This is a genomic window from Cellulophaga sp. L1A9 (assembly GCF_009797025.1).
In the GTDB taxonomy this organism is placed as follows: Bacteria; Bacteroidota; Bacteroidia; order Flavobacteriales; family Flavobacteriaceae; genus Cellulophaga.
Genome location: NZ_CP047027.1, coordinates 2,290,931 through 2,307,264, shown reverse-complemented (window position 1 = coordinate 2,307,264; position 16,334 = coordinate 2,290,931). Strand labels below are relative to the sequence as shown.

The following is a 16,334-nucleotide window of genomic DNA, read 5'->3' as shown; positions in this document are numbered from 1 at the left end:
AAGCCCCTTTTTTTTGTTCCTAAATTTCTTATTTCTTAACTAAGTAAACATAATCATCAAAATCTAATCGTCCACCAAAGATCTGTATAGAACGCTTAATTAATTTAGAAGCCGCCTCAGAAGAATATCCTAAACCAATAGCATACTTATTAATCAGAATCATTTCTTCTTCTTCAATTTCGTGATCTGCGTAAACAATTCTAAATAAATCAAACAAACGCTCTAAACGTTCCTCTGATGTATTTGGAGGATTAATAGGATACTTATTATTAGAACTCAAAACCTCAGCATATTCTACATCAGTAATATCTAATTTCCGAGCAAAGCGGTCTAATAAATCTTTTTCTTTAGGATTAACTTCACCGTCAATTGCCGCCAAAGACGCAATTGAGGAAAAATGAGCTAAATTTCTTCTATGCTCGCCACTGCTGTATAAATCTACAAAAGACATAATCTATTTTTTATTTGAGCACAAATATAATTTTTTAGGAGTCATTTTTTACAATAAAACCGATTATTTTGGCTCTTGATTAGCTACAAGGTTATTTCTATGAAAAATAACGATATACTGGCCTTTCAGAAGTTTCCTAAAAAAATCAACTCTTAAATAATTTTGTAATTTCACAAGGCTATGAAAAACCCACTACTACAATTTACCAATAAAGGTATATATTGCAGTGCCGCAAAAGTATATCTAGACCCCTGGAAGCCAGTTGATAAAGCTATTATTACACATGGCCACGCAGACCATAGCCGCTATGGACACAAGAGCTACATTACCCATCATAGAAATGTTCCTATTATTAGCCACAGGCTTGGTGAAATTAATGTATCTGGAGTAGCATGGGGAGAAACCTTTAGCATTAATAATGTAAAATTTAGCCTGCACCCTGCAGGTCATATTATTGGTTCTTCACAAATACGCGTTGAACATAAAGGAGAAGTTTGGGTGTTTACGGGTGATTATAAAACTGAGAACGACGGAATTTCTACACCCTATGAAGTGGTAAAGTGCGATTCCTTTATTACAGAATGTACTTTTGGATTACCAGCCTTTAAATGGACCCCACAACAGGAAGTGATGGAATCTATTAACAACTGGTGGCTTGAAAACCAAGCGGAAGGAAAAACATCGATACTTTTTGGATATAGCCTAGGTAAAGCGCAACGTTTATTAAAATATTTAAATCCTGAAATAGGCAAAATATATACGCACGGCGCCATAGAAAACATGACCGAAGTATTACGCCCACTCGTAGATTTCCCCGAAACAACACTAATCACCAAAGAAACTAAAAAACAAGATTTATTGGGCAACATAGTACTAGCTCCTCCTAGCGCACACGGCAGTACTTGGATAAAAAAAATGGTGCCTTATGTTACAGCATCTGCTAGTGGCTGGATGACTTTTAGAGGGGCAAGACGCAGAAGAGCAATAGATAAAGGCTTTGTACTCAGTGATCATTGCGATTGGACGGGTCTGCTAGAAAGTATAAAAGCTACTGGTGCGGAAAAGGTAATTTGTACACACGGCTATGCTGATATTTTTTCAAGATACCTACGCGAACAAGGGTATGATGCCAGAACTGAAGAAACACAATACGGAGACGAAGAAAATACAGAAATTGAAGAAAAAATAATTAGTAGTTAAAAGATAGATTGAATTTGAACCCATGAAAAACTTTGCTTCACTTATTAAAACACTAGACAGCACAACTAAAACAAACACAAAGGTTGCTGCCCTAGCAGCGTATTTTGAAAAAGCAAGTGATTCAGATAAGGTGTGGACTATCGCTATTCTTTCTCACAGAAGACCGCCAAGACCCGTAAACACAACATTACTACGACAATGGGCTTCAGAATTGTCCAATATTCCCTTATGGCTCTTTGAAGAGAGTTATCATATTGTAGGAGATTTAGCGGAGACGATAGCCTTGGTCATCCCATCTACTCCCCAACAAACCGATAAAACGCTTACAGAATTTTTAGAAGAAATGATTCTTTTAAAAAAGAAGCCCGAAGAAGAGAAAAAAGAATACCTCTACAGCAACTGGAAAGCATTAGATTATTATGAACGCTTTGTTTTCACTAAGTTAATTACAGGAGGTTTCCGGATTGGAGTAAGTCAAAAATTAATGACAAAAGCCTTATCTAAAGCTACCGAAATAAACGAAGATATATTAGCTTATAAATTGATGGGCAATTGGGACCCAAAAGCAATTACGTTCCAAGAACTGATTTTAGAGGAGAATGAAAACGATTACCTCTCAAAACCATATCCTTTTTATTTAGCCTACGCTATTGAGAATGAAGTACATGATCTGGGTGATGTGCAAGGATGGTCTGCAGAACATAAATGGGACGGCATACGATCGCAAACCATATTTAGAAATGATGAATTATTTGTATGGAGTCGTGGGGAAGAATTAGTAACCGATAAGTACCCGGAATTAGAAAAACTTGTTGGTGTTATTCCAAACGGGACCGTCATTGATGCCGAAATTTTGCCCTACGCAAATAACGTGATAGGTACTTTCAATGATTTACAAACCAGGATCGGAAGAAAAACGGTTTCTAAAGCACTACTGAAAAAAACACCGATAATCCTTAAAGCCTATGATATTTTAGAATGGGAAGGGAATGATATTCGGCAACTTCCTTTTATAGAACGAAGGCAGCTGTTAGAAGAACTATTTGACACTATTTCATCTCCGGAGGATATTCCTTTCCAAATTTCAGAAACAATTCACTTTAATTCTTGGGAAGAGGTTACTAAAGAAAGAGAACGCGCGCGCGAAATGCATAGCGAAGGTTTAATGCTCAAAAGAAAAGACTCTCCCTATTTAGTAGGTAGAAAAAAGGGCGATTGGTGGAAGTGGAAAGTAGATCCATTAACTATTGATGCGGTATTAACGTATGCTATGCGCGGCCACGGAAGAAGAAGTAATTTATTTACGGATTACACTTTTGCACTCTGGACTTCAAATGAAGAGGGCCAAAAAGAACTGGTCACTTTTGCAAAAGCGTATTCCGGACTTACAGACGCCGAGTTCCGTAAAGTAGATGCTTGGATTAAAAAGAATACCCTTGAACGTTTTGGTACTGTAAGGAGTGTTACCCCGCATCACGTTTTTGAAATTGCTTTTGAAGGAATTGCTTTGTCAAAAAGACATAAAAGCGGAATTGCCACGCGTTTTCCTAGAATTATACGCTGGCGACATGATAAAAAAATTGAAGAGGCCAATACCCTTGAGGACTTGAAAAGTTTAATCCCAAGTACGATTGTGGCAGCTAAAGAATAAGACAAATTACAGTACCCTAACCGTACAATGAATAGAGACGAATTATATACTATTGCCGAGACTTGGTTTCAAGAAAACAATTGGAAACCTTTTAAATTCCAAAAAGATACTTGGAAGGCTTTTTTGCAGGGTAAAAACGGATTATTAAACGCTCCTACAGGCAGTGGAAAAACCTATGCCCTTTGGTTTCCTATTATTCTAAATTATATAAAATCTAATCCCGCGTATAAAACCAAACATAAAAAAGGATTAAAAGCTATTTGGATCACTCCCCTACGAGCTTTATCTGATGAGATTAGACAATCTGCTGAACGGGTTGCGGCTGATTTGGGCACACAGATGACCGTAGGAATCAGAACAGGAGACACCAGTACCAAAGAACGGACCGCTCAGAAAAAACAAATGCCCGATTTATTGATAACTACCCCAGAAAGCCTACAGTTACTCTTAGCTACAAAAGGGTATGACAAACTATTTAAAGATTGTACGGCCATTGTGGTAGATGAATGGCATGAACTGTTAGGCACCAAAAGAGGGGTGCAAATGGAACTAGCCCTTTCGCGCTTAAAAACAGTTTCTAAAAATCTCAGAATCTGGGGCATATCAGCAACTATAGGGAATCTAGATCAAGCTCGAGAAGTGTTATTGGGTACCGATTCAAAAGCACTCGAAAATTCAGTTCTAATAAAAGCAAAACTTAATAAGAAAATTACCGTAAAAAGTATCATCCCAAAAAAAATGGAAACCTTTCCATGGCGCGGACATTTAGGCTTGCATTTATTAGAAGCTATTATTCCCATCATCAACAATAGTAAAACTACCTTACTATTTACCAATACCAGAAGTCAGTGCGAAATCTGGTTTCAAAAAATATTAGAAAAACATCCGGAGTATGCTGGCGAAATTGCCATGCATCATGGAAGCATTAATAAAGAAACTCGCCTTTGGGTAGAACAAGCCATCCGTAATGCAAACTTAAAGGCAGTTGTCTGTACGTCTAGCTTAGATTTAGGGGTAGATTTTGCCCCCGTAGAAACAGTAATTCAAATTGGAGGCCCAAAAGGAGTCGCTCGTTTTTTACAGCGCGCTGGACGAAGTGGCCACCGACCTGGTAAAGAAAGCGTCATTTATTTTTTACCTACTCACGCTATAGAACTTATTGAAGCTTCAGCTTTACAAGAAGCCGTGAAACATACGGTAGTAGAAGACCGGATTCCGTATCTAAATAGTTATGATGTGCTGCTTCAATACCTCACCACACTCGCTATTTCTGATGGCTTTTATCCGGATGAAATTTATCAGGAGGTAACTAAAACCTTTTGCTACCAAGCACTCTCCAAAGAACAATGGCAATGGTTACTAAATTTTTTAGTCCTAGGAAGCCAAAGCTTGCAAACTTATGATGAATATAAAAAAGTTGAGATTGAAGAGGATGGCAAGTTTAAAGTCCATAATAAAGGTATTGCCATGCGGCATCGCTTTCAGATAGGAACTATTGTTAGCGATGCCAATTTAAAGGTACGCTATCAAAAAGGAGGTTTTATTGGATCTATAGAAGAGTTCTTCGTTTCAAAATTATCTCCTGGAGATATTTTCACATTTGCTGGAAGAAATCTAGAATTTATTAGAATAAAAGACATGCAAGTACATGTGCGAAATTCTACTAAAAAGACAAATAAAATACCAAGTTGGATGGGTGGGCGACTCACTTTTTCTGCTCAAATGTCCGAATTGCTGCGTGAAGAATTATACAAAGCATCGGCAAATCATTTAACTAAAAAAGAAATAGGCCCAGAGCTAATCGCACTAGAGCCCGTATTTACCCAACAGCGCAAAGAAAGTATTGTTCCAAAACCCAATGAATTTTTAATTGAGACCTTTAAAACACGCGATGGATACCATCATATTTTTTACCCCTTTGAAGGTAGGTTTGTGCACGAAGCAATGGGAAGCCTTTTGGGCTACCGCATAAGTTTGCTTTCACCAATAACTTTTTCGCTAGCTTTTAATGATTACGGATTTGAATTACTCTCGGATCAAGAGATAGACCTACAGCAGGTTTTAGACAATGATTTATTCTCCACAGACTTTATGCTGAGTGACTTACAGAAAAGTTTAAATGCTACAGAAATGGCGCGTAGAAAATTCCGTGACATTGCGGTAATTAGTGGCATGGTATTCACAGGATACCCGAATAAAGGTATAAAAATGAAGCATTTACAAAGCAGCTCACAACTGCTTTTTGATGTCTTTAGAGATTATGAGGCTGATAATTTACTATTTCAACAGGCCTTTACGGAGACGTTTGAACACCAATTGGAAGAAGGTCGTTTACGATTGGCGCTAGAGCGCATTGCACAACAAGAGATTGTTTGGAAAGCGTGCCAAAAACCAACACCATTTTCATTCCCTATAATTACAGACAGATTGCGAGAAAAACTGTCTAGTGAAAAATTAGCAGATCGCATCAAACGTATGACCGCAATTCTAACTAAAAAGTAGAAAGCACTTCGCTTTTTCTTATTTTTGTTATGAATGACAGAAACTATACAATTAAACAATCAGACGTTTATCCTGCATTGTTCGGGTGCACTTTTTTGGGAAGAAAGAAGTACACTCGTTGTTAGTGATATTCATTTTGGAAAAGTCTCGCACTTTAGAAAACATGGTGCTGCCGTTCCACAAAAAGCCATTCAGAAAAATTTCACCCTCTTAGAGGCTATCGTAAATCAATTTGAACCTAAAAGTATTTGCTTTTTAGGCGATTTATTTCATTCTTCGCTGAATGCAGAATGGAATTTATTTGAAGATTGGGTAGCAAAAACAGCAGCAAAACTATTCCTAGTTGCCGGAAATCACGATATCATTTCACCATTAAAATATGAAGCTTTAGGTATTGAGGTGATCAATGAAATTGTAACTCAAGGTTTTTTGTTTACACATCACCCTGAAGAACGCGAAGGACATTTTAATTTCGCGGGACATATTCATCCAGCTATAAAACTAAAAGGCATCGGAAAACAGTTTTTAAAACTGGCTTGCTTTTTTAAATCGAAGAATCAAATGATATTGCCCGCCTTTGGAGAATTTACAGGTACATTTGTACTGCAGCCAACTAAAGAAAATGAAGTGTATGCAATTTCGAAAGACGAAATATTTAAAATAGACACAGCTTCTCCTATTATCTAAGTCCATTTTATATTGGATTCCATTAACAACTAAATTTTAAGGCACTTAATTTTATCTTATGGAAAAGAAATTAGCACTTTTAAACTCGGCCTCTGTACTCTTCGTGATTATCATTAATTATGTATCACAAGCCTTAAAATTTAACAATACCACTATTGGTGAAATAAGCAAACAATATGAAAACCTGTTTACACCTGCAGGTTATGCGTTTGCTATTTGGGGAATTATCTTTATTTCCCTTGTAGGATATGCTATTTTTCAAATACGAAGAGCTTTTTTTAGTACGAAATCAACCGATTTTATTCTTCAAACTGGGTACTGGTTTGCTATCGCTAATCTTTTAAATGGACTTTGGGTACTCGCTTTTGTTTACGGCTATACTGCATTATCCGTGTTTATTATGTTCGGAATCTTAGGTTCTCTGATAAAAATCATTTTAGATACAAATATGGAACGTTGGGATGCTCCCATAGAAGTTATTGCATTTGTTTGGTGGCCGATTTGTTTATATAGCGGCTGGATTACTGTAGCGACGATTGCAAATGTCACCGCATATCTAGCAAAAATTGGCTGGAAAGGCGGATTCTTATCTGAAACTACGTGGACCATTATCATGATTGGCATAGCAACCATCATCAACCTATTAATTACTTACAAACGAAACATGCGCGAGTTTGCATTGGTAGCTGTTTGGGCTTTTATTGCTATCTATGTTCGGCAGATAGCTTCTCATCCAATAATTGCTTACACAGCCGCAGTCGCTAGTGTTATATTATGTACATCTACTTTTTATCACGCATTTAAAAACAGAGCCACTGGCCCTGCTATTAAATTAAAAGAGCGATTAGCAAAATAATGTCGCGTCTGCTAGTTATAACATTCTATTTACATCATAGCCCCAAGAAGGATAGGTGAATACAATAGCCTTCATGTCCTCAATCGTCATCTCTTTTCGGATAGCCAATGAAAATAAGTTGATAGTTTCTCCTGCGTGCGGACCTATAATATGGGCACCAACAATTGCTTTTGTACGTTCATTAATTAGAACCTTATAAGCATATATAGGCGCATTTATTCGCTTAGCATTAAACCAATCAGTTGCAGACTCATAATTGACCAGCACATTTTTATATCTTTTCTTAGCTTCTTCTTCACTTAAACCAACACTGGTAAGATTAGGTAAGGTATATACCACAGAAGGAATTACGGGTGTATTTACCTTCGTTTTGTTACCCGCAATAATATTAGCTGAGACAGTATTAGCTTCTGGCCCTGTCATTGATGTTAAAGGCAATCCATGGTCTGTAACATCCCCACAAGCATATACATTTTTGTTTTTAGTGTTCTGAAGGTATTCATTTACTTCAATTCCTTTTTCACTAAAAGAAACTTTTGCATTTTCTAGGTCCAGCGTATCTATTGCAGGTACACGACCTGCGGTATTAAATACCATACTTGCTTTTATATGTTTTGTTTTTTCATTCTGCTCATAATACACTTTGAACTTCTTTTTCCCTTTTTTAACTTTATTTACTTTCGCATTAAACAGAAATTTAATTCCTATTTTTTTCGAATACTCAACCAGCATATCTACTAAATCAGGATCAAAACTATTTAAAGGCCTTTCATGAGAATGAATAACAGTCACCTTTGCTCCTGCTCTTGCTGCCATATGCGCAAACTCCATTCCTACATAACCCCCACCCACAAATACAATATGTTCTGGCAGTTTTTTTAGGTCTAGAAAATCGTCACTCTCTTCTAAATACTCAGCGCCTTCAATAGGCAGTGCTAGAGGTTTAAGACCAGTGGCAATGACAAACTTATTGGCTTGAATAACTTCATCGCCAACAGTGATGGTGTTTTCTGATAAAAAAGAAGCCGCTCCAGAAAAGGTAATCACTCCTAATTCTTTTAAACTATCTTCTGCCGCTTTCGGAACTGGCTTTGTAAACTTCTTTTTAAATTTTTGCATATCGCTCCAGAGTAATCTGGGCAATTTTACAATTCCGTTGCCATTCATATTTTTAGCGAATTCTAAAACTTCTGTAGCTGCCAAAAGTGCTTTTTTAGGATCACAGCCTCTTAATGGGCAAGTACCTCCATAATCTCTACGTTCCGTTATTGCAACTTTTAAACCTGCTTCAGCACAAGTCTTTGCTGTTGCTTGCCCTGCACTACCACCACCTATTACAAATACGTCAAATTTCTTGTTTGCCATCTTCTCTTTTTTTATTGAAATACTAAGTTCTTTACTTTTTAAGACAAAAAGTGATTCATATTGATTAAAAATGAACGCAATGCATTTAAGTGGTATGATTATATTTGCACAAAAGTTTTAAGTTGAGCCAAAAAATCATTCAACAACTCTACGAACAGTCTCCGCAATTGCAGAAACTGCGTACCGCTATTTCCAATTTAGAAAAAGAGAAAGGTATTATCAATATAAAAGGGCTTATAGGATCTTCCTTATCGTTTGTATTGACGGATGCTTTTAAGACAGCCAACGAGCCTTTCCTACTAATTTTTAACGATAAAGAAGAAGCAGCTTATCATTTGAACGATCTAGAACAAATGATTGGGGAGAAAGATGTGCTTTTTTACCCTGGAAGTTACCGTAGACCTTACCAAATAGAAGAAACAGACAATGCAAATGTTTTACTACGTGCCGAGGTTTTAAACCGAATTAACTCGCGGAAGAAACCTGCCGTCATTGTCACGTATCCCGATGCCCTCTTTGAAAAAGTAGTTACCCGAAGAGAGCTCGACAAAAACACTTTAAAAATAAAGATCGAAGATTCTTTATCGCTTGATTTTTTAAACGAGGTGCTTTTTGAATATAAATTTAAACGGGTAGATTTTGTTACGGAACCTGGAGAATTTTCTGTTCGCGGTGGTATCGTAGATGTATTCTCTTTCTCAAATGATGAACCATATCGTTTGGAATTTTTTGGCGATGAAGTAGAAAGTATTAGAACTTTTGATGTAGAAACCCAATTATCGCTTGAGAAATTAAATAAAATTACGATTATCCCTAATGTAGAAAACAAATTTTTAGATGAATCTAGAGAGAGTTTTCTTCAATATATTGCATCAAACACGCTAATTTTCAACAGTGATTTAGAGGTGCTTTTAGACCGTTTAGATTCTTTTTTCGAAAAGGCGAAAGAAGCTTTTAGCAAACTATCGAGTGATATAAAACATGCGGAACCTAAAGCACTATTTGTAGATTCTGTATTATTTAAAAAAGAACTTGATGCCTTTAGTTTGATTGTAGGTGGAAATCCTGGCATAAAGGAAATAGCACACGAAATTAATTTCAACACAAGACCACAACCTTCTTTCAATAAAAAGTTCGATTTACTAATTGATAGCTTAAACGAACAAGATAAAGCCGGCTTTACCAATTACATCTTTTGTTCTTCTGAGCAACAGGCACAGCGTTTTCATGATATTTTTGATGAAGTTGGAAAAAAAGTACATTACAAAACAGTGGTGTATTCACTTTTTCAAGGTTTTATAGATATCGATTTAAAAATAACGTGTTTTACAGACCACCAAATCTTTGAACGGTACCATAAATTCCATTTAAAAAACGGCTATTCCAAAAAACAAGCCATCACCTTAAAAGAATTAACTCGCTTAGATATTGGCGACTATGTGACCCATATGGACCACGGTGTTGGAAAATTTGGAGGTTTACAAAAAATTGATGTAGAAGGCAGAAAACAAGAAGCCATTAAGTTAGTGTATGGGGAGCGCGATATTCTTTATGTGAGCATCCATTCCCTTCATAAAATATCTAAATTCACCGGCAAAGATGGCACACCACCAAAAATATATAAGCTTGGTTCTGGTGCTTGGAAAAAAGTAAAAGAAAAAGCGAAATCAAGAGTTAAGAAAATTGCCTTTGATTTAATCCAAATCTATGCAAAAAGAAGAACACTAAAAGGATTTCAATATGCTCCTGATGGGTACCTACAACACGAATTAGAGGCTTCTTTTATCTACGAAGACACGCCAGACCAAAGTAAAGCGACTGAAGATATCAAACGAGATATGGAAAGTGAGCGACCAATGGATCGTCTAATTTGTGGAGATGTAGGTTTTGGGAAAACTGAAGTTGCTATCCGTGCGGCATTTAAAGCAGTTGCCAATGGAAAACAAGTAGCTGTTTTAGTACCTACTACCATTCTGGCTTTTCAGCATAACAGAACATTTAAAGAACGGCTAAAAGATATGCCGGTCACAGTAGATTATTTAAATAGGTTTAGAACTGCCAAAGAGAAAAAAGACACCTTAGAACGTTTAGCAGCAGGTAACGTTGATATAATTATTGGTACACACCAGCTCGTCAACAAAAATGTAAAATTTAAAGATTTAGGGTTATTAATTGTCGATGAAGAACAGAAATTTGGGGTTGCAGTAAAAGACAAATTAAAGTCTATTAAAGAGAATGTAGATGTCCTGACATTAACGGCAACCCCAATTCCGAGAACATTACAATTTAGTTTGATGGCTGCTCGTGATTTATCGGTTATCAATACAGCTCCTCCAAACAGGTATCCTATCCAAAGTGATGTTATTCGCTTTTCGGAAGAAACGATACGCGATGCCGTGAGTTATGAAATTCAACGAGGCGGACAAGTATTCTTTATTCATAACCGCGTAGAAAACATTAAAGAAGTAGCCGGACTTATTCAGCGTTTAGTACCAGATGCTAAAATAGGAATCGGACACGGACAAATGGAAGGTAAAAAATTAGAAACTTTAATGCTTGCTTTCATCAATGGAGAGTTTGATGTATTGGTGTCTACGACTATTATTGAAAGCGGACTTGATGTTTCAAATGCCAATACCATTTTTATAAATAATGCCAATAATTTTGGGTTGAGTGATTTGCACCAAATGCGAGGTCGTGTAGGGCGGAGCAACAAAAAAGCCTTTTGTTATTTTATAACACCACCATATGAAGTAATGACTTCTGATGCTCGCAAACGTATTGAAGCTTTAGAACAATTTACAGAATTAGGTAGTGGCTTTAATATTGCCATGAAAGATTTAGAAATTCGTGGTGCTGGAGATATTCTAGGAGGCGAACAAAGCGGGTTTATAAATGATATAGGTTTTGATGCGTACCAAAAAATATTAGCAGAAGCCGTTGATGAACTTAAAGAAAACGAGTTTAAAGATCTTTACGAAGAAATTGAAGGCCACACGCACGAAAAAGTATTTGTAAAAGAAACTCAGATTGATGCCGATTTTGAACTGCTTTTCCCTGATGATTACATCAATAATATTACGGAACGATTAAATCTGTACACGGAGCTTAATACAATTTCTGATGAAGAAGGCTTAAAGAAATTTGAATTAGACCTAATAGATCGTTTTGGCGAATTACCTATAGAAGCAGAAGATTTACTGAATTCTGTTCGCATAAAATGGATTGCGAATGCCATTGGTTTGGAAAAAATAGTAATGAAACAAGGTAAAATGATAGGGTATTTCATCGCTGACCAACAATCTGCTTTTTACCAAAGCGCTAACTTTACTAAGGTATTGCAGTTTGTACAAGCACACCCCAAACTGTGTAAGATTAAAGAAAAGCAAACGAGAAACGGATTGCGATTACTCTTAGTTTTTGAAAATATTAACTCCTTAGATAAAGCTTACTTAGCAATACAACACTTTGAAAAAGAAAAAACATTAGCTACAAATTAATTTTTGGAGTGGTTTTTGTAAATTTAGAAATATGAAAAAAATTATCTTGTCATTACTTGCGTTATTCGCATTAACTGTTAACGCGCAACACACCATATCAGGAACCTTTACCCCTGCCAAAGATTACACCTACCTAATAGCTTACCGATTAAAACCCGGCACTCAGGCTTACGCTGCAGACACCGCAATAAAATTTGGCAAGTTTACGCTAAATATGCCCGAAAATGCAGAACCAGGAATGTATCGATTGGTGTATGCTGTACCACAAGAAGAGTATAATTTTGATGTCATCTACAACGGTAAAGAAGATATTGTTTTGGACTTCCAAACTGATGAAGGTGTCACCTACAAAACATCAGAAGAAAACAGTGTTTTAAATTCTTATTTGAAAGAAATCAATGCTGCAGAAAAAGAAATAATAAGCTTTTATACAGCACAGAAAACAAATCAAAAAGAGTTTAAATCATTAACAAAGCACTTAGCAGGGATACAAAAAACTTACGAAGCGAAATCAGAAGGCCTGCTAGCCCATCATTTTATTTTGGGAAATGCGCCTTATATTCCAGAAAGCTATAAGACTGTAACAGATTATGTTACCTGTAAAAAAGAAAATTACTTTAAAGCTATTGATTTTAAAGATTCTATTTTACAAAGTTCTGTTTTTCTGACGGATAAAGTAGCGAATTACGTTTTCACAGCATTGCCACTTACGCTTTCTGACCCTAAAGAATTAGAAAAAGAAGTTATAAAAAATGTAGATGGAGTTTCCTCCCAAATTAGTGATTTAGGTGCTGATTTTAATTTTCACGTGTACAATGAGTTGTGGAATACCGCGGTAGCTTACAATTACAATACCGTATCTGATTACATATACAATAGCTACCTTAAAAACTTAGCGGTTGCCACAGAAAATACAGCAATCAAAAAAACAATTGAGGCACATAACAGGTTGCGATTAGGCGAAGTAGCACCAGAAATTACGTGGAAATCAGAGAAAGAAGTAAAAAAGCTTAGTGCTTTAGCACCAGCAAAAAATTATGTGGTAATTTTCTGGAGTAGTACCTGCGGTCATTGCTTAAAAGAATTACCTGCTTTACACAAAGAGCTTAGAGATAAGTCTAACCTTACTGTTTTAGCGGTTGGACTAGAAGACGAAGTAGAAAATTGGGAAAAAGAATCTGCAAAATTGCCTAATTTTCAACATGCAATTTCTCTAGGAAAGTGGGATAGTGAATATGCAGATTTATATGATATTCATGCCACACCAACCTATTACATTCTAGATAGCGAAAAAAGAATTATTGCTAAACCAGAAAATGATAAAGCAGCTGTAGAATTTCTTAATAAAATCTACTAACTGCCTTATTTTAAAAGTATACTGTTAAAGTGTTTTTAAATCCTTAATAGTTTTAAAAGCGATATCTACGTGTTCATCATCTACTAAGATGGTGAACTCATTGGTAGTAGAAATTACTTCATAAAGTACAATTCCTTCCCAAGCTAAACGTTGGAAAATGAAATAATAAATTCCTGGTACTGTTACGTTTTCCGAAGGTAACTTAACGGTAATAGAAGATAAATTTTCTGCTTTTTGAGTGCAACGCTCTCCTTCAAATAATGCTTCTACAGTTTTATCTAGACTGTTGCTTACTACAATGTTTAATTCATTTACACCTCTAGAAGAAGTATAAAAAACATCTTTGTCTTTATTCACTTCTTTCAACAACAGACGTTGGTTCTCTAAAAGACTATCAGAAAGTAAAAAAGTAAAATCAGTTAAGGAAGAACGTACTGTAATCTCTCCAATATTTTTAAGTACTTTAATAATTTTGTGAGTTGCCCTAAACTCTAAATCATCAGATAACCTTTTTAACGCCATTACAATTGCACCATTCCGAATATCTTTCCCTAATTCGGCTTCAATCTCTGGTTTAACAATCCTAGATAATGAGGTAAGGTTAATAATTCCTTGTGCTAATGCACTTTGTAAAAAGGGTTTTTTCTTAATGTAATGTTCTACGACAGAAGATATTGTTTTCATGATTCCGGTTGTGAAATGCAAATATAACAAATTGTTATAAATAAAACAAATATTTAGAAATGATAAAATGCATCTTCTATATGATTGATTGCCAGACCTCCTTTTTGCTTGATAATCGTAATAATATCAAACCTTACCTCTACATCTAAATCATTAACGGTTACATATTGATGTGCCGCAGCAATAAGGAGATTTATTTTTTTCTGATGTATTACATCAGATAATTCTGCAACAAAGCCAGTGCTTCTAGATTTCACCTCAACGATTACCAAAATATCCTTACTTCTCGCAATAATATCAACTTCTGCTTTTAAGTAGCGATAATTTTTTTCAAGTATAGTATATCCCTTTTTTTCCAAGTGTTTTATAGCTTGTTCTTCTCCTAATTTTCCAAAATCGTTATGATTTGCCATAAATTTTATCAATTTTTCTTATTAAATATGCACTTCATCGAAAATATGGGTACTTGGGCGTCCAAAACCACTACTCCTACGTAATTTTATTGCTATTGTTGAGTTATATGTAATATACATAACATTTTACATATATGAATTCCCCCAAAATAACCAATTTTAGAACTTCAGTATGGAATACTTTATAAATTGTAATACCGCTCCGCTTAGTCCTTACACAACGCCATTGGACAAGCAAAGAGCAGAACATTTTTACCGAAGAATAGGACTTAGTGCCTCAGTAGCAACTATTGAAAGTGCCGTAGGTCAAACTGCAGAGTCTTTGGTTAATGCTATTATTAATGAAGCTACTTCTATGCCAGAAAGTGCTGCTCCCGTTTGGGCAGATTGGACACGAGCAGATTATCCAGAAGATAATGAAACTCGGAGCCCTATTGTTAATGCACAATATGAGGAATGGCGACAAACATATACTAGAGCAATTTTATCTAATAATTTAAGAGATCGTTTAAGCTTTTTTTGGAGCAATCATTTTGTTACCGAATTAAGAAAATACGATGCTCCTACTTATTTATACCATTATACAAACTGTTTGCAACGTAATGCTATTGGTAACTTTAGAACGTTTACCAGTGAAATTGGCTTAGATAATGCTATGTTGTACTATTTAGATGGTGTGTATAATAATGGAAACAACCCTAATGAAAATTATGGTCGCGAGCTCTACGAACTATTTACTTTAGGAGAAGGAAACAACTATACGGAAGACGATATTATTGAAACCGCACGTGCGCTTACGGGTTACGTAGACAGACCAGATATAGGATGGTCTCCTGTAAATTTTGATCCAACTAAATTTGATGACACTCCAAAAACAATATTTGGACAGACGGCCAGCTTTGATTACGATGGCGTTATAGACAACCTGTTTACACAACGACCAAATGAAATAAGTTACTTTATCTGTAAAAAATTGTACGAGTTTTTTGTGCATCCAGATTCTACAGACCAAGCAGGAAATGCGCAAGTTATTATAGATGGGTTAGCTGCTACCTTTAGAGCTAATGATTTTGAAATTGCTCCCGTATTATCGCAGTTATTTAAAAGTCAACACTTTTTTGATGATGAGGCCATTGGCGTAATCATCAAAAGTCCTTTTGATATATTCTTAAGCTTAATTAACGAAACTGGTTTTGCTTATACAGATAGTATTATCGCAAATATGTATAGCACCAGTGAACTATTAGGGCAAGAGGTTTTTAACCAACCCGGAGTAGAAGGTTGGTACAGAAATAGACAGTGGATTAATAATAATTTTATGATTGGCCGTTGGTTATCTTGTGAAATGTTTTTAGAGTTGTTTTATACTGCTGATACAGAGCAGTTTTTTGATTTAGCCGTTTCGCTAGTTCCAAATGCTGTGTCTGTAAATAATCCAGATGACATCGCCAATGCCCTTTTAGAAAAATTATTTCCAAAAGGTATTGCAGAAGATCAGTTACAAAATGCATTAGATGTATTTAGAGATGCATCACTAGAACAGTATTATGCTCCTGATGGAGATGGAAGCTGGTCTGTTTACAATTATGCCGACTCTGCAAAACAACAACTTTACTTTTTACTACTCCACATCATTAGACAACCAGAATTTCAATTAAAATAAAAACC

The 16,334-nt window shown here is 35.8% G+C and carries 12 protein-coding genes; 8 read left to right on the top strand and 4 right to left on the bottom strand.

The window, feature by feature from the left end; all coding sequences use genetic code 11:
• Window positions 1–28: 28 nt before the first annotated feature.
• The gene (locus GQR94_RS09965; protein WP_158975362.1) at window positions 29–451 is read right to left on the bottom strand and encodes a TerB family tellurite resistance protein; all 423 of its coding nucleotides are present in this window, start codon (window positions 449–451) and stop codon (window positions 29–31) included.
• A 180-nt stretch (window positions 452–631) separates the two neighbouring features.
• On the opposite strand from GQR94_RS09965, the gene GQR94_RS09960 reads away from it, so the two are divergent.
• Genes GQR94_RS09960 through GQR94_RS09940 form a run of 5 tightly spaced genes read left to right on the top strand, consistent with a single transcriptional unit; the run spans window position 632 to window position 7,347 of the window.
• Window positions 632–1,651 (top strand): ligase-associated DNA damage response exonuclease, encoded by a 1,020-nt coding sequence (locus GQR94_RS09960; RefSeq protein ID WP_158975361.1) that lies wholly within the window; start codon window positions 632–634, stop codon window positions 1,649–1,651.
• Between the two features lie 22 nt (window positions 1,652–1,673).
• Window positions 1,674–3,302, top strand: coding sequence for an ATP-dependent DNA ligase (locus tag GQR94_RS09955; protein WP_158975360.1), 1,629 nt, complete (start codon window positions 1,674–1,676; stop codon window positions 3,300–3,302).
• Between the two features lie 27 nt (window positions 3,303–3,329).
• Window positions 3,330–5,804 (top strand): ligase-associated DNA damage response DEXH box helicase, encoded by a 2,475-nt coding sequence (locus tag GQR94_RS09950; protein WP_158975359.1) that lies wholly within the window; start codon window positions 3,330–3,332, stop codon window positions 5,802–5,804.
• Window positions 5,805–5,837: 33 nt separating this feature from the next.
• Window positions 5,838–6,491, top strand: a complete 654-nt coding sequence (pdeM, locus tag GQR94_RS09945; protein ID WP_158975358.1) for a ligase-associated DNA damage response endonuclease PdeM — start codon at window positions 5,838–5,840, stop codon at window positions 6,489–6,491.
• 58 nt (window positions 6,492–6,549) lie between these two features.
• Entirely contained in the window at window positions 6,550–7,347 is a 798-nt protein-coding gene (locus tag GQR94_RS09940; RefSeq protein ID WP_158975357.1) for a tryptophan-rich sensory protein, read from the top strand.
• A gap of 15 nt (window positions 7,348–7,362) precedes the next feature.
• Here the strand turns inward: GQR94_RS09940 and GQR94_RS09935 are convergent, their stop codons facing one another.
• Entirely contained in the window at window positions 7,363–8,712 is a 1,350-nt protein-coding gene (locus GQR94_RS09935) for an NAD(P)/FAD-dependent oxidoreductase (RefSeq protein WP_158975356.1), read from the bottom strand.
• A gap of 122 nt (window positions 8,713–8,834) precedes the next feature.
• On the opposite strand from GQR94_RS09935, the gene mfd reads away from it, so the two are divergent.
• Together mfd and GQR94_RS09925 are read left to right on the top strand one after the other, a co-directional pair.
• Window positions 8,835–12,212, top strand: a complete 3,378-nt coding sequence (mfd, locus tag GQR94_RS09930; RefSeq protein WP_158975355.1) for a transcription-repair coupling factor — start codon at window positions 8,835–8,837, stop codon at window positions 12,210–12,212.
• 31 nt (window positions 12,213–12,243) lie between these two features.
• On the top strand, window positions 12,244–13,569 hold the full coding sequence (locus GQR94_RS09925; RefSeq protein WP_158975354.1) for a TlpA disulfide reductase family protein: 1,326 nt from the start codon (window positions 12,244–12,246) through the stop codon (window positions 13,567–13,569).
• Between the two features lie 24 nt (window positions 13,570–13,593).
• On the opposite strand, the gene GQR94_RS09920 is transcribed toward GQR94_RS09925, so the two are convergent.
• Together GQR94_RS09920 and GQR94_RS09915 are read right to left on the bottom strand one after the other, a co-directional pair.
• Window positions 13,594–14,253 carry an aspartate kinase gene (locus GQR94_RS09920; protein ID WP_024482039.1) on the bottom strand — a complete coding sequence of 220 codons (660 nt, stop codon included), beginning with the start codon at window positions 14,251–14,253 and terminating at the stop codon, window positions 13,594–13,596.
• Window positions 14,254–14,306: 53 nt separating this feature from the next.
• A complete protein-coding gene (locus tag GQR94_RS09915; protein ID WP_158975353.1) occupies window positions 14,307–14,666 on the bottom strand; it encodes a YraN family protein in 360 nt (119 codons plus the stop codon).
• A 172-nt stretch (window positions 14,667–14,838) separates the two neighbouring features.
• On the opposite strand from GQR94_RS09915, the gene GQR94_RS09910 reads away from it, so the two are divergent.
• On the top strand, window positions 14,839–16,329 hold the full coding sequence (locus tag GQR94_RS09910) for a DUF1800 family protein (RefSeq protein WP_158975352.1): 1,491 nt from the start codon (window positions 14,839–14,841) through the stop codon (window positions 16,327–16,329).
• The last annotated feature ends 5 nt before the right edge of the window (window positions 16,330–16,334 follow it).